General features: G+C 71.7%; 13 protein-coding genes. 5 read left to right on the top strand and 8 right to left on the bottom strand.

Going from position 1 to position 14,628, the window contains the following annotated elements:
- Positions 1-35 precede the first annotated feature (35 nt).
- Complete coding sequence (locus tag Phou_RS40300) at positions 36-284, bottom strand: hypothetical protein (protein ID WP_173067712.1); 249 nt, start codon at positions 282-284, stop codon at positions 36-38.
- 151 nt (positions 285-435) lie between these two features.
- Here Phou_RS40300 and Phou_RS40295 point away from each other — a divergent pair, with 151 nt between their 5' ends.
- Positions 436-2,055 (top strand): cellulose-binding domain-containing protein, encoded by a 1,620-nt coding sequence (locus tag Phou_RS40295; protein WP_173067709.1) that lies wholly within the window; start codon positions 436-438, stop codon positions 2,053-2,055.
- A 112-nt stretch (positions 2,056-2,167) separates the two neighbouring features.
- Entirely contained in the window at positions 2,168-3,607 is a 1,440-nt protein-coding gene (locus tag Phou_RS40290) for a cellulase family glycosylhydrolase (RefSeq protein WP_173067706.1), read from the top strand.
- Positions 3,608-3,616: 9 nt separating this feature from the next.
- On the opposite strand, the gene Phou_RS40285 is transcribed toward Phou_RS40290, so the two are convergent.
- From Phou_RS40285 to Phou_RS40270, 4 genes are all read right to left on the bottom strand, one after another.
- Positions 3,617-3,871: a hypothetical protein gene (locus tag Phou_RS40285; RefSeq protein WP_173067704.1), complete on the bottom strand. Its 255-nt coding sequence runs from the start codon at positions 3,869-3,871 to the stop codon at positions 3,617-3,619.
- A gap of 14 nt (positions 3,872-3,885) precedes the next feature.
- On the bottom strand, positions 3,886-4,563 hold the full coding sequence (locus Phou_RS40280) for a YceI family protein (protein ID WP_173067701.1): 678 nt from the start codon (positions 4,561-4,563) through the stop codon (positions 3,886-3,888).
- A gap of 204 nt (positions 4,564-4,767) precedes the next feature.
- Complete coding sequence (locus tag Phou_RS40275; RefSeq protein WP_173069031.1) at positions 4,768-5,568, bottom strand: SAM-dependent methyltransferase; 801 nt, start codon at positions 5,566-5,568, stop codon at positions 4,768-4,770.
- An 81-nt stretch (positions 5,569-5,649) separates the two neighbouring features.
- The gene (locus tag Phou_RS40270; RefSeq protein ID WP_173067699.1) at positions 5,650-6,081 is read right to left on the bottom strand and encodes a hypothetical protein; all 432 of its coding nucleotides are present in this window, start codon (positions 6,079-6,081) and stop codon (positions 5,650-5,652) included.
- A 49-nt stretch (positions 6,082-6,130) separates the two neighbouring features.
- Between Phou_RS40270 and Phou_RS40265 the strand changes: the two genes are divergently transcribed.
- Complete coding sequence (locus Phou_RS40265) at positions 6,131-6,550, top strand: pyridoxamine 5'-phosphate oxidase family protein (RefSeq protein WP_246274276.1); 420 nt, start codon at positions 6,131-6,133, stop codon at positions 6,548-6,550.
- Between the two features lie 101 nt (positions 6,551-6,651).
- Here Phou_RS40265 and Phou_RS40260 read toward each other — a convergent pair whose 3' ends face one another.
- Positions 6,652-8,757, bottom strand: coding sequence for a cellulase family glycosylhydrolase (locus Phou_RS40260; protein WP_173067693.1), 2,106 nt, complete (start codon positions 8,755-8,757; stop codon positions 6,652-6,654).
- A 111-nt stretch (positions 8,758-8,868) separates the two neighbouring features.
- Entirely contained in the window at positions 8,869-10,128 is a 1,260-nt protein-coding gene (locus Phou_RS40255) for a pectate lyase (RefSeq protein ID WP_173067690.1), read from the bottom strand.
- Between the two features lie 226 nt (positions 10,129-10,354).
- On the opposite strand from Phou_RS40255, the gene Phou_RS40250 reads away from it, so the two are divergent.
- The gene (locus Phou_RS40250; protein ID WP_173067687.1) at positions 10,355-12,454 is read left to right on the top strand and encodes a sigma-70 family RNA polymerase sigma factor; all 2,100 of its coding nucleotides are present in this window, start codon (positions 10,355-10,357) and stop codon (positions 12,452-12,454) included.
- Between the two features lie 22 nt (positions 12,455-12,476).
- Positions 12,477-14,105, top strand: coding sequence for a discoidin domain-containing protein (locus tag Phou_RS40245; RefSeq protein WP_173067684.1), 1,629 nt, complete (start codon positions 12,477-12,479; stop codon positions 14,103-14,105).
- On the opposite strand, the gene Phou_RS40240 is transcribed toward Phou_RS40245, so the two are convergent.
- Positions 14,085-14,573 carry a GNAT family N-acetyltransferase gene (locus Phou_RS40240; RefSeq protein ID WP_173067681.1) on the bottom strand — a complete coding sequence of 163 codons (489 nt, stop codon included), beginning with the start codon at positions 14,571-14,573 and terminating at the stop codon, positions 14,085-14,087. The two genes, Phou_RS40245 and Phou_RS40240, sit on opposite strands and share 21 nt — an antisense overlap.
- Positions 14,574-14,628 lie beyond the last annotated feature (55 nt).

Below are 14,628 nucleotides of genomic sequence, written 5' to 3'. Positions count from 1 at the left end.
GGGCCGCGCGCGGCCGGCGCGCGCGAGCGCGCGGTCTACTGGCGGCCGGTGCAGACGTGGCCGCGCAGGACGAGCGGCGGCAGGTGGCGCTCGCCGTCGAGGCAGACGACGGCGCCGAGGCGGCGGCTGTAGGCGTACCGCTGGGTGGGCGCCACGGCGGCACACGGCTGCGGCGCGCGGTCGAAGCAGCGGTTGCGTCCATTTTGGAGGGTGCCCCAGACGACCGGGCCGCCGCAGTGTCGGCAGTCGTCGGGACGCAGGGGGCTGAGGGCACTCGCGGTCATCGCCGAGGACTATATCCGACATATGTCCACAAAGGCCGCATCGCCCACGCGGTGCGGCGGTTTCTGTTGTCCCGGCCGCCCCGCCGGCGTCTACGACGGTGCCGGCCGGACAGGGACCGCCGGCGTCAACCCACGACGAAGGAGCAGCAGCATGCACGACAGACGGCGCCCGGGCGCGCTGTGGGTGTCCGCGGTCGCGGCGGCGACCGCGGCCACGGCTGGTGTGGTGGTCACGGCCGGTGCGGCGCAGGCGGCGGTCGGCTGCCGGGTCGGGTACACGGTGGCCTCGCAGTGGCCGGGCGGCTTCAGCGCGAACGTGACCCTCACCAACGTCGGCGACCCGCTCACGGCCTGGACGGTCAGCTGGTCCTTCGCGGCGGGGCAGACCGTCAGCCAGGGGTGGAACGCCACCTTCAGCCAGAGCGGCAGCACCGTGCAGGCCGCGAACGTGAGCTGGAACGGCAGCCTCGCCACCAACGCCACGGCCTCGTTCGGCTTCAACGGCTCGTGGAACAACAGCAGCAACCCGGTGCCGGCGAGCTTCGCGGTCAACGGCGTGACCTGTACCGGCGGTGTCACGCCGACCACCGCGCCGCCCACCACGGCACCCCCGACGACAGCACCCCCGACGACAGCACCGCCCACGACGGCACCTCCCACCACGGCACCGCCGACGACGCCGCCGCCGTCGGGCGACACGCTGTACGCGGCGCCGGGCGGCACGGCGGGCGCGGCCGGCACCCTGGCGAACCCGACCACGCTCGCCTCGGCGATCACCCGCGTGCCCACCGGCGGGACGATCTTCCTGCGCGGCGGCACGTACAGCCTCGCGCAGACGGTCACCATCGCGCCGGGCAACAACGGCACGTCGAGCGCGCGCAAGAAGCTGTACGCGTACCAGGGCGAGACGCCGGTGCTCAACTTCTCGGCGCAGAGCGAGGACACCGCCAACCGCGGGCTCGCGCTCAACGGCGCGTACTGGCACGTGCGCGGCATCGTCGTCGAGCGGGCCGGCGACAACGGCATCTTCGTGGGCGGCAGCAACAACATCATCGAGCGGACAGTCACCCGCTACAACCGCGACTCGGGGCTGCAGCTGTCCCGGATCGCCTCGGACACCCCGCGCGAGCAGTGGCCGTCGAACAACCTCATCCTCAGCGCCGAGTCGCACGACAACGCCGACTCCGACGGCGAGGACGCCGACGGGTTCGCCGCGAAGCTCACCTCCGGACCGGGGAACGTGTTCCGGTACGCCGTCTCGCACAACAACATCGACGACGGCTGGGACCTCTACACCAAGACGGACACCGGCGCGATCGGGGCGGTGACCATCGAGGACTCGGTCGCGTACAACAACGGGACGCTCAGCAACGGCGGCCAGGCCGGCAACGGCGACCGCAACGGCTTCAAGCTCGGCGGCGAGGACATCGCGGTCAACCACGTCGTGCGGCGCAGCATCGCGTACCGCAACGGCAAGCACGGGTTCACGTACAACCGGAACCTGGGCACGATCACGATGTCGAACAACCTCGGCGTCGGCAACACCGAGCGCAACTTCAACTTCGACGGCGGCACCTCGGTGTTCCGGAGCAACACCTCGTGCGACAGCGGTTCCACCGACCGGATCATCGGCAACTCGGACAGCTCGAACCAGTTTTGGTCGGGGTCGAACGGGTCGCGCTGCGCGGCGTACACCGGCGCTCTGGGTTGGTCCTTCGCCTCCGACGGCCGTCTCGTGGTCACGCTCGGCGGCCGGGTGGTCACCCTCTAGTGATCATGGTGGGCCGGTGCCGGGGGCACCGGCCCACCGCTTGACAAACGGGCCGGGCCGCCGTGAAACTGGGAGCGCTCCCATCGACAATCCCCGATATGAAGAGGATCGTATGAGACGTTCCGCGGCATTGATCATGGCCGGCGCGGTAGGCGCCGCCGGCCTCACCGCTGCGGTGCTCCCGCAGACCATGGCCTCGGCCGCGGCGGGCTGCCGCGTGGAGTACCGGATCGTCAGCCAGTGGCAGGGCGGCTTCCAGGGCGACGTGCGGGTCACCAACCTCGGCGACCCGATCAACGGCTGGTCGCTCGGCTTCGACTTCCCCAACACCGGCCAGCGGGTGACCCAGGGGTGGAGCGCCACCTGGACCCAGTCCGGCACCCGCGTCACCGCGGCCAGCTACAGCTGGAACGGCAACCTCCCCACCAACGCCTCGACCTCCATCGGCTTCACCGGCTCGTGGTCCGGCGCCAACCCGGTGCCGACCAACTACAGCCTCAACGGCCACCTCTGCAACGGCCCGGTCACGCCGACGACCGGGGTGCCGACCAGCAACCCGCCGACGAGCAACCCGCCCACCAGCGCCCCGCCGACGACGCCGCCGCCGACCGGCACCACCCCGGTCGCGATCAACGGCCAGCTGCGGGTCTGCGGGGTCAACCTGTGCAACCAGTTCAACCGCCCGATCCAGCTGCGCGGCATGAGCACGCACGGCATCCAGTGGTTCGGCAGCTGCTACAACAACGCCTCGCTCGACGCGCTGGCCAACGACTGGAAGGCCGACCTCTTCCGCATCTCGATGTACGTGCAGGAGGAGGGGTACGAGACCAACCCGACCGCGTTCACCAACCAGGTGAACAACCTGGTCGAGCTGGCCACGGCGCGCGGGCTGTACGCGCTGATCGACTTCCACATCCTCACGCCGGGTGACCCGAACTTCAACCTCGAGCGGGCCAAGACGTTCTTCGCCGCGGTGTCCGCCCGCCACGCCAACAAGAACAACGTCATCTACGAGATCGCCAACGAGCCCAACGGCGTGAGCTGGGGCTCCATCAAGAGCTACGCCGAGCAGGTCATCCCGGTGATCCGCGGCAACGACCCGGACAGCGTCGTGATCGTCGGTACCCGCGCCTGGTCGTCGCTGGGCGTCTCCGAGGGCGGCAACGAGACCGAGGTGATCAACAACCCGGTCAACGCCACAAACGTGATGTACGCGTTCCACTTCTACGCCGCCTCGCACCAGGACAACTACCGCGCGGCGGTGAGCCGGGCGGCGACCCGCATCCCGCTGTTCGTCACCGAGTTCGGCACGGTGGACTACACCGGCAGCGGGCCGTTCGACCAGGCCAGCAGCACGACCTGGATCAACCTGCTCGACTCACTGAAGATCAGCTACGCGAACTGGACGTTCTCCGACCACAGCGAGAGCAGCGCCGCGCTGCTGCCGGGCACCTGCAACGGCGGCAACTACAGCGGTACCGGCGTGCTCAAGCCGTCCGGCCAGTTCATCCGCAGCCGCATCATGACCCCGGACAACTTCCCGACGAGCTGATCACAGCCGTCACCCGCGGCGCCCCTCCTGGCCGGGAGGGGCGCCGCTTTCTGTCCGCTCAGCCGTTGGCCGGGACCAGCGCCGGCCGGCGGCGTCGTACAGCTCCCGGTCGCCGAGCGGCCGGGACAGCGGGACGGTCACCGTGCACGGGCCGGCGAGGTCCGGGCAGGCCGCCGAGGTGACATCGGGCCTCGGCGGGATGACCTGATTCGCGGGTACGTCATCCGTCGCGGCGGCGCCCGGGCAGGCGTGCTGACCAGCCACGACGCGGCGGCCGGTCAGGGCTGGCGGATCGCCTCCCCGGCGATCTCGATCTGGACGGTGCGGCCGACGAGGACGCCGCCGGTCTCCAGCGCCACGTTCCACAGCAGCCCGAAGTCCTCGCGGTTGATCTCGGCGGTGGCGCTGAACCCGAAGATGTCCTGCCCGTACGGGTCGGTGCGGGCGCCGCCGAACTCCACCTGCAGGTCGACCGGGCGGGTGACGTCCTTGACGGTCAGCTCCCCGGCCAGCACGAACCGGCCGGGCGACTGCCGGGGCACCGGGCCGCCGCCGTCGCGCAGACCCTGGCGGTACCCCTTCAGCCGGGCCCAGAAGAAGATCGGGTCCTCGGTCTCGGGCCGCCCGATGCCGGTGCTGCGGTACGACAGCGTCGGGTAGGTCGCCACGTCGAGGAAGTCCGCGCTGCTCAGGTGCGCGTCCCGGTCGGCGCTGCCGGTGGTGATGCTCGTCGCGTCGATCGTGGCGGTCACCGCGGACTCCAGCGGGTCGTCGGCCACCGTGATCCGGGCGGTCGCCGCCGCGAACTCGCCGCGCACCGGGCTGACCATCATGTGCCGGGCGAGGAAGCCGATCCGCTTGTGCGCGGGGTCGAGCTCGTAGGTCCCCGGTGCCGGGATGGTCAACCCGTCCCAGGTCCGGGTGGCGAAACCACTCACGACGCGCGCAACCCCCATCTCGAACCGCCTCCGCTGGCCTTGATCCACAATAAAGAGGCTGCTCAGAAGCCCTGGGAGTCGATCGTGAAGGGTCGGCAGGCGGCTCGGCCGCCGCTTTCCTTGACGTAGCAACGATTTCGCCCGCGCGACGGCCTGGACACCGATCGACCAGTGGTGATGCCGTACGCGCCGGGCGTGAAGATTCTCACGGCCGGCCGCGGCCTACAGCTTGGTCGCCACCCCGACGAGGCCCGGAATGTCCGGTCCGACCGAGCCGGGGGACGACGGGTGCCACTGCAGGACGCCGACCACGCCGGGGTCGGTGAGCCACCAGCCGGTGAACAGCTCCTCGATCTCGCTCTTGGACCGGAACGTCAGCGGCGCCGCACTGGAGCTGTAGGTCTTGACCGTCCGCTCCACATCCTCGGTCATCTCCGCCGGGTGGGTCATGTGCGAGATGACGAGGCCGCTGCCGGGTGGCACCGCGTCGCGGTACACCGCGAGCACGCCGCGCGGGTCGTCGGAGTCGGGCACGAAGTGCAGCACCGCGACCATCAGGATGCCGACCGGACGGCGGAAGTCGATCAGGCGCTGGGTGACCGGGTCGCCGAGCACCGCCTCGGGGCGGCGCAGGTCGGCCTGGACCACGCCCACCCGGTCCGACACGTCCGAGACGAGGTGGCGACTGTGCGTGACCGCGACCTTGTCGACGTCGACGTACACCACGCGCGCGTCCGAGGTGGCGCCGAGCGCGATGTCGTGCACGTTGCCCACCGTGGGGATGCCCGCGCCCAGGTCGATGAACTGCCGCACACCGGCGTCCAGCAGGTGCTCGACCGCGCGCCCCAGGAAGCTGCGGTTGGCCGCCGCCCACCGCCGCGCGTCCGGCTCGACGGCCAGCATCTGCTCGGCCAGGGCCCGGTCGGAGGCGAAGTTGTGCCGACCACCCAGCAGATAGTCGTACACACGGGCCGGGCTGGGCCGCGAAAGGTCGACGCCTTCCGCCCAGGTCGGCTGGTCCATCGGCACCCCTGCCAGGATCGAGGACGGCCAGGCAACTGCGGGGTCCAGCTTAGTCAGTCCACAAGAGAGTCGCGGGGACGCTCACGCCGGGAAGCGCTCACGGAACCGTGCGTCGTCGCCGTCGACCACCGGGTCACCGGCGTCCGCCAGGTAGAACGCGAGGAAGGTGCTGTCCTCGTCGCAGCCGGCCAGCAGTTCCCGCCACGTCCACAGGTTGGGGTGCGGGATGTGGGTCGCCGCCTCGGCCGGTGTGAGACGCGCGACAGCCTCGGCGAAACGCGCGCGGTCGAGGGGGAAGACGCCGGTCGTCGCCACGTACCCGCAGACCGAAGCCATCACCACCGCGGGCAGCACGCGGGCCGCGCCGGGCGGGTTGACGTGCGCGAACGTCAGCTCGTCGCCGTCCTTGCGGGCGACGCCGTGCGCGGCCGGCACCGCGTAGCCGGGTATGCCGGCCGCGTACCGCTCCCCCGCCGCCCGCAGGTCGCCGTCCGTAACCCATGCCTCGGCCATCGCGCGCTCCTCCCGCTCGCCACGGATCTTAGAGGGGTACCGTCGACGGGTGAGCGCGCTCAACGAACGTGACCGCGAGTTCCTGCGCCGCCCGCGGCTGGGCTTCCTCACCGTGCCCGGCCGGGACGGCGACCCGGTGCCGGCGCCGCGGCCGGTGTGGTTCGAGGTGGCCGGCGACGGCACGTTCCAGATCTTCTCCGGCGCCGGTTCGCCGAAGGTCCGCCGGCTCCGCGCGCGGCCGCGTGCCTCGCTGGTCGCGGCGAACGAGGTCGGCGAACCCGAGTACTGGGTCTCCGTGACCGGCCCGGTGACGGTGTCGCCGGACGGCGGCGCCGAGCTCGCCTCGCGCCTGGCCGACCGTTACTGGGACCTGTCCGACCCCGCGCTCGCCGCGGTGCTGGACGGCATGCTCCGCGACGAGCTGGTCCGCATCGTCATCCATCCGGAGACGGTGCGCCGCTACGGCTGACCGGGTCGCCGCCGCGTCCGATGTGGACAGCGGGGCCGTAGGCCAGGCAGGCTGCGGGCACGACCGGCTGGTTCGCCGGCCGTGCCCTTGTGCCGCGCGAGCTAGCTCGTGCTTCCGGTGACGTTGCCGCCGGACTCGGTGACGTAGTACGTGAGCGTGGTGCCGCTCCAGAAGTGGAACGTCAGCGTCACCCGCTGGCCGTCGTTGACCTCGGCGAAGAACTCCGGCTTCAGCGTGATCGTGTTGGCGCTGTAGTTCGGCGCGAACGTGACGTCGAACTCCTTGAAGGAGGTCCAGTTGTGCGGGCCGGCGTTGCTGCCGTCCGCGTACCTGGCCTCCATCGTGGCGAGCTGGTCGCCGCGGAACTGGGTCGGCACGGTGAACGACCCGGTCGGCCCGGTCGCGTTCGACAGCACCGGCGGGTCGTACGTGATGATGCTGATCCGCCACGGCACGCCGGCCGAGAAGCGGGCCTGGATGTTCGCGTTGACCCCGTAGGCGCGGGAGCCGACCAGCCGGGTGACCGCCGCCGCGGTGAGCGTGAGCGTGCCGCCGGAGACCGTGTAGTCGGTGCCGCTGACCAGGTCGGTGTTCCCCTGCCGCAGCCCCTGGAAGGTCAGGCCGTTGAGGTTGAGCGCCAGGCTCTTGCTGGTGATCGAGCCGGTGCGCGGCACGTACACCTGGTCGCTCGCGGCGGTACCGGAGCGGGTGGTCCAGCTCGACTTGATCTGGGCGATCAGCTCCGGGTCGCTCCACTGGAACGAGGTGCGGCCGAAGTGCTGGCCGTTGTCCCACAGCTGGGTGGTGATCCGCCGGTTGCGGGCGTAGTAGCCCAGGTACTCGAAGAACTTCAGCTTCTCGCCCTGCTCGATCGTGCCGGTGTGCCGGTCGAAGCCGAGCAGCCCGTACTCGCCGATGATCACTGGGATGTTGCGGGACACGAACGCGTTGTACACGCGGTCGAACTGGGCCACGAGGTCCTGCTGCGCGGTGGCGTCGAAGCGGGTGCCGCCGGCCACGTTCACGCTGAACGGCCAGTACCCGTAGAAGTGCACGGTGGCGATCAGGTTGGGGTCGTTGAGTGCGTTGAACGTGGCGGTCAGCTCGTCCACCCGCGCCTGGTCGGCCGAGGTGTGCAGGGTGGGGAGCACGAGCAGGCGAGTCGCGTTGTTACCGCCGGAGGCGCGCACGATCCGGTGGAACGAGGTGTTGAGCTCGTTGAGTAGCTGCGCGTTCTGCGCGTCGCCGGAGCTGCCGGTGAACTGCGGCTCGTTCACGCTCTCCAGGGTCAGGCGCGGGCCCGCGTCCCGGAAGGCGGCGGCGAGCTGCGTCCACAGCGCGTTGTACCGGTTGAGCACGTTCGTGCGGTCGGTCGGCATCGTGTTGATCCACTGCCACGAGTCGTGGTGCAGGTTGATCATCACGTAGAAGCCGTCCGCGAGCGCCCAGTTGACCACCTCGCGCACCCGGTTCAGCCAGGCCGCGTCGATCGTGTAGTTCGGCGCGCCGCCGTGGTGGTTGGTCCAGGTGACCGGGATGCGGATGCTGTTGAAGCCCTGTGCGCGGATGTTGTCCAGCAGCGCCTCGGTGACCCGCGGGTTGCCCCACGCGGTCTCGTCCGCGCCGACCGCGTCGAACGAGTTGCCCAGGTTCCATCCGGGCTGCATGGCGGCCACCGCGGCCATCGCGTTGCCGGCCGGCGGCGGCGTGGTCGGCGGCCGCGAGGTGGGCGGCGCGCTCGTCGGCGGTCCGCTGGTCGGCGGCTGGCTCGTCGGCGGCGGCGTCGTACCGACCGCGCCGGTGCAGGTGACGCCGTTGAGGGCGAACGAGGTGGGCGCGGTGTTGGTGCCGGTCCACGAGCCGTTGAAGCCGAACGAGACGGTCGCGTTGGTGGCGATCGCGCCGTTGTAGCCGACGTTCGTCGCGGTGACCGTGGCGCCGGAGGACGTCACGTTCGCGCTCCACGCCTGGGTCACCCGCTGGCCGGACGGGAAGGTCCAGACCAGGCTCCAGCCGTTGACCGGGTCACCGAGGTTGGTGATGCCGACGTTGGCGGTGAAGCCGCCGGGCCACTGGCTGCCGGCCGCGTACGTCACGCGGCAGCCGGCCGCCGCCTGCGCGCTCGTGGCCAGGATGACGCCGGCCGCGGCGACGAGTCCGGCCGTGGCGGCGGCGACGATTCCGAGCCGCCGGCGTGTTCGCCTCATAGGTGCCCTCCAGAGAAACACGGCGCGCGGGAGGCCGGGCGCCACCCGCGCGCCGTGAACACTAAGTTGGAGCGTTAAACTTTGTCAATCGGTGGTCGCCGATGTAGGCGGCTACCGGTAGGTGATGTCGGACGTGGCGTAGAAGCAGTTCGTGCTGTCCGCGCCGGTTCCGACCTGGGTCGGCTCGTCACCGCTGTTGTTGCCCCGGTACTTGCGGCAGATGACCATCGCCCGCGACGAGTCGTTGACGATCGTGATGCCGCTGAACCGGGCGGTGTCGCCGTAGTTGGTGTTGATGCCGGCGATCGTGTTGCCCGGCCGGGTCAGCGTCACGTTCCGGATCACCACGTGGCGGGCGTGCTGCGTCGAGCAGTTGCCGCACGAGCGGTAGAACGTGCCGAAGTTGGTGGCCTGGAAGTTCTGGATGGTCAGCGTGCCCGGCCCGTTGTGCTGGAAGACCTTGTCGCTGGCGCTGCGCGCGCCACCGCCGTCGACCAGGAAGTTCGGCGAGCCGCTGCCCCGGAACGTGGCCGCGTCCTCGCCCACGTCCTCCCACCACACGTTGCGCAGCGTGCAGGCGCCGGCGCAGTGCACGCCGTCGCCGGCCGGACCGCCGATGATGACGTTCTGCAGGGTGGCGCCGGAAGCCAGGCTGAACATCGGGTCCTGGCTCTCCTCCTGCCCGCCGTCACCGATGCAGCAGTACCGGCGCATCCCGCCGTCGAGCGTGCCGGAGACGTTGATCGTGCCGTTCACCGAGACCTGCCCGGTCGGCGTCGGCCAGCTGCCGGACGGCGGCGGCTGCGTCGGGTTGCCCCCGCCACCGCCGAGGTTGACCAGCTGCCACTGCTGGTTCGCGCCGTTGAGGTCGGTGAACTGGGCGATCGGCGCCCCGTCGGCGGTGGACCACTCCCACAGGTCGAGCGCCTTGTTGCTGTGGCGGCTGATGAACCGGACGTAGCCGCTGTCCGAGTCGGCCAGCCGGAAGTGCTGCCGGGTGTTGCCGTTGTCGGTCGCCTGGACCAGGCGGGCGCCGTCGGTGGCGTCCGGCAGGGTCAGCACCTTGCCGCTGTGCACCGACCGCACCTTGTAGTAGCCGCTGCCGGCGTCGACGAAGCGCCACCGCTGCACGGCGAGGTCGTTGCGGGCGAACTGGACGATGGGGGCGTTGTCGCCCGTGGCCCAGTTGTACACGTCCATCGCCTTGCCGCTGTGCCGGTTGACGAACACGTAGTCGGCACTGGTGCTGACGGTCGCCGCCGACGCCGTGGTGACGCTGACGGTCGTGATCGCGCCAACGGCGGCGAGGGCGGTCGCACCGGCGACGAGCGCCAGGCGGCGCCCCCTGCCGATGCGTCTCAGTTGGATCATCGTGGGGCTCCTCTGTGGTCACGGTGAGCAAGGTGGTGGCCGTGGGAGGTGACGGCACCCTGGTAGACACCCGCGGGCAACGGCGGATAACCAAAATCCTCGATCTGGCTATCAGGAATACGCTTCCCCCAGCGACAACGCAATACATAGTTGGTTGTCTTTACTTACTTACGTCGTTGTGTCACCATCGTGCCGGCCGGATCGATCGGTGGTGAGCGGCGCAGCCATGACTCAGAGTGAGATCGAGGCCGCCCCTGGCGTCACCGCGCTGGTGGTGCGCGCGCAGGCCGGCGACCGCGACGCGCTCGACGCGCTCGTCGCCGCCCACCTGCCGGTGATCTACGGCGTCGTGGGCCGCGCCCTCGGCGGCCACGCCGACGTCGACGACCTCGTGCAGGACACCATGATCAAGATCATGCGTGGGCTGCCCGGCCTGCGCGAGCCCGACCGCTTCCGCGCCTGGGCGATCACCATCGCGTACCGGCAGGTCCAGCGCCACCTGCGGGACCGCCGCCGCACCCTGCTGCGGGTCCGGGACGCCCCGGCGGAGCTGCCCGACCCGCGCGCCGACTTCGCCGACCACGCGGTCAGCGCGCTCGCCCTCACCGGGCAGCGGCGCGAGCTCGCCCAGGCCTCGCGGTGGCTCGACGACGGCGACCGCCAGCTGCTCGCACTCTGGTGGCAGGAGGCGGCCGGCGAGCTCACCCGCGAGGAGGTGGCGGCGGCGCTCGCGGTCAACGCCAAACACGCCGCGGTACGCCTGCAGCGCCTCCGCGAACGCCTCGATGCGACCCGTGGGCTCGTCCGCGCGCTCAGCGCCCACCCGCGCTGCCCCGAGCTCTCCGGCCAGCTGCGCGGCTGGAACGGCACCACCGCTCCCCTGTGGCGCAAGCGGCTGGTCCGGCACACCCGCGACTGCGCGCGGTGCGCGGGCCACCGCCGCGGCCTCGTACCGCTCGACCAGCTGCTACTCAGCCTGTCCGCGCTCCCCGCACCCGTCGTCCTGGCCAAGGGCACGTCCCTGTCGGCCGGCCCGGGGCTCCTCGGCTACCTGCATAAGAAGCTGCTTGTCGCCGCGGCGGCCACCGCGGTGGCGGGTGGCGGCTTCACGTACGCCGTGGTGGAGAAGCCCTTGCTGCCGGCCCTGCCCTTCGCCGAGCCGGCCGTGACCGGGGCCGGGAGCGGGACGGCGCCGGCGACCGGCCCGGCCACCACCCCCGCGCGGGCGGGCACGGCGCCGCCGGGCGCGACGGCGGTACCCGACATCGTGGTCGCGCCCGACGGGTCCGACGCCGGCGACGGCAGCCTCGCCCGTCCCTACGCCACACTGCACAAGGCGGTCGCCGCCGTCCGGCCCGGGCAGACGATCGCGATGCGCGGCGGCACGTACCGGCCCACGGACGACCTGGTCATCGACGTCGACGGCGAGCCGGACCGCCGCATCACGCTCACCAACTACCGCGACGAGCGGCCGGTCATCGACGCGCGCGACGTGCCGATCCGCAAGTGGGCGGTCACCCACCGCGGCGACTACTGGACCGTGCGCGGCCTGGAGATCAAAGGCTCACTCAGCCACGCGTACGTCTGCGTCTCCTGCCGCGGCAACGTCTTCCAGCGACTGTCCTTTCACGACAATGTCCGCTCCGGGCTGACCCTGCGGGATCCGGGCACCGTCGACAACCAGGTGCTGGACAGCGACTTCTACCGCAACTACGACCCGCGCGAGAAGGGCCGCGCCGGCGTGGGCCTGGCCATCAAGTTCGGCGACGGCACCGGCAACCTCGTCCGCGGCTGCCGCGCCTTCGACAACGCCGACAGCGGCTTCGACGTCGGCCACTTCGCCGACCCGGTGCGCCTGGAACGCAACTGGGCGTACGGCAACGGCGTCAACCGGTGGAACGCGCCCGAGTGGCAGGCCAACGCCGACGGCTTCCACCTCGGCGGCGGCAGCCCGGCCCCGGCCGCCGCGCACCAGCTGCGCGACAACGCCGCCTGGGACAACGTGCGGTACGGCTTCGACGACGGCGGCAACCCCGGCGGCATCGAGCTCTCGCACAACACCGCGTTCCGCAACGGCGAGATCGGCTTCCACCTGGCGACGGCGACCGCCGCGCTGACCGGCAACGCGGCCGCCGGCAACCCGACCCCCGCCGAGATCGGCGACGAGCAGGCCCGGTCCGAGGGCAACACCTGGGACGGCGGCCAGGAGCCCGCCTTCGACTCGACGGACCCGGCCACGGCCCAGGGTCCGCGCCGGCCGGACGGCTCGCTGCCGGCCACCCGCTTCCTGACCGGCGACGCAAGGTACGGCGCCGCGATGGGCTGATGCACAAGGGAAGGAGCTCGGCATGAACGTTCTGATCGCGGCCGCCCTGGCGGTCGCGGCGACAGGGGTGGCGCCGCCCGCGCCGGTTTCGCTCGAACCCCAGCTGGTCACCAGCGTGGACACCAGCGCCGGCGGCACCGGGGCGCGGCTGCTGATGGGTGACGTGAGCGGCGACGGGCGGCTCGACATCGTGACGATGCAGCCGACGTACTCGGCCGACGACCGGTACATCGGCCGGCAGGTGCAGGCGCTCGCCGCCTTCGACCTGGGCGGCGGCGGCCAGCTGTGGCAGGTCGGCACCCCCGACCCGCGGGTCACCAACAACGGCACCGACATCCCCGCCGAGATCTACGACATCGACGGCGACGGCGACAACGAGGTGCTCGCCGTGATGGAGGGCGAGCTGCGCATCTTCGACGGGCGGACCGGGCAGCTCACCCGCGCATTCCCGGTGCCCGGCCCGAACGCCTGGGACACCATCGTCATCGCGAACGTGCGCGGGCTCGACCGGCCGCGGGACATCATGTTCAAGGACCGGTACGAGCAGGTGTGGGTCACCGACAGCGAGGGCAACCTGCTCTGGACGCACCGCGGCACGGTCGGCCACCGCCCGTACCCGCACGACTTCGACGACGACGGCCGGCAGGAACTGCTGGCCGGGTACGACTTCGTCACCCCCGACGGCGAGCTCGTCTGGACCGCGAACATGGCCGACCACCCCGACTCCATCGCGGTCGGCGACATCGACGGCGACGGTGCCGAGGACGTCGTGTTCGGCGGCGCGGGGCTGGGCGGTGACAGCACCAACGCGTACCGCTCCGACGGCACCCTGCTCTGGCAGAACCTCGACGCGGTCGAGGCGCAGCAGGTCGGCCTCGGCGACTTCCGGCCCGACCTGCCGGGCCTCGAGGTGGCCGGCCTGGACCGGGTGGACCGCACCGCCACCACCGGCAAGGACTCGCTGTACCTGGTCTCCGCGACCGGCCAGACGCTGTGGAAGGAGCAGCGGAGCACGCTCGGCTGCTGGGGCACCGTGCTGGAGCCGCTGCACAACTGGGACGGCACGTACCGCGACCTGCTCCTGGCCTGGAACAGGGGCTGCGGCGAGGTGGCCGGCATCTGGGACGGCACCGGCCAGCGCGTGGCCACGTTCCCGGTCGACGGGCGCATGGTCCGCGCGGACGTGTGCGGCGACGACCGCACCGAGGTGGTCGACTACGTGATGGGCGACCGCGCGTACGTGTACTCCAGCGCGCCGTGCGACCTGGCCGCGAAGGTGACCGGCCGGCCGCTGCCGCAGGCGAAGAAGCACTACAACTACAGCCGGTACACGGCCGAGGAGATCCCGGTGGACCACGCCGGCGGCCTGCGGTGGAGGCCGGGGCACGGCGGCTGGCACGTCGACCTGGGCCGGCTGCGCGAGCTGACCGGCGTCGAGGTCACGTTCGCCGCCCGCCGGCACGCGGTCGACTACCGGGTGGAGACCTCGGTGGACGGCCGCCGGTGGACGGTGGCCGCGCGGGACGCCACCGACCGCGTCGGCGCCGGCCGCGTCGAGTTCACCGGGCTCGGCCGCTACGTGCGGGTGGGCGTCGACCGCTGCGCCGGGCCGGCGAGGCTGACCGGCGGCTCAGTCCTGGGAACCCGCTAGCAGCTCCTTGCCGAACGAGTGCACGTCGGGCTCGTCGCGGTAGAAGCCGAAGTTGGCGATCCGGCGGTACCCCGACGTCTGGTACAGCCGGATCGCCTCGGGCTGGCGGCCGCCGGTCTCCAGCACCGCGCGCTGGAGCCCGCTGTCCCGCGCGGACCGCTCCACCTCGGCCAGGACCGCCCGCGCGATGCCGCGCCCGCGGGCGGCCGGCGCGGTGTACATCCGCTTGATCTCCGCGGCCGCGCCGTCCGCGCCGTGGGTGCGCCACGCGCCGGAGGCGACCGGCTCGCCGTCGAGGTAGGCGACGAAGAACGCGCCGCGCGGCGGCTCGAAGTCGGACGGGTCGACCGGCGTGCCGTCACCCTCACCGTCGTCGTACCGCACGCGCAGGTCGTCAAGAGCCGCCTCGACCATCACCTGCGCGTCCGGGTCGAGGTAGCCGACCCGCCTGATCTCGATCTTCCCCATGCCCCCATCCTGCCCGAGCGCGAACAGCGCCGTCCCGCGCCGCCCTCCGCCGGAT

It is taken from the genome of Phytohabitans houttuyneae, from assembly GCF_011764425.1.
GTDB classification, from domain to species: Bacteria; Actinomycetota; Actinomycetes; order Mycobacteriales; family Micromonosporaceae; genus Phytohabitans; species Phytohabitans houttuyneae.
The sequence above is the reverse complement of the archived record's forward strand: the minus strand, read 5'-3'. Positions and strand labels throughout refer to the sequence as shown.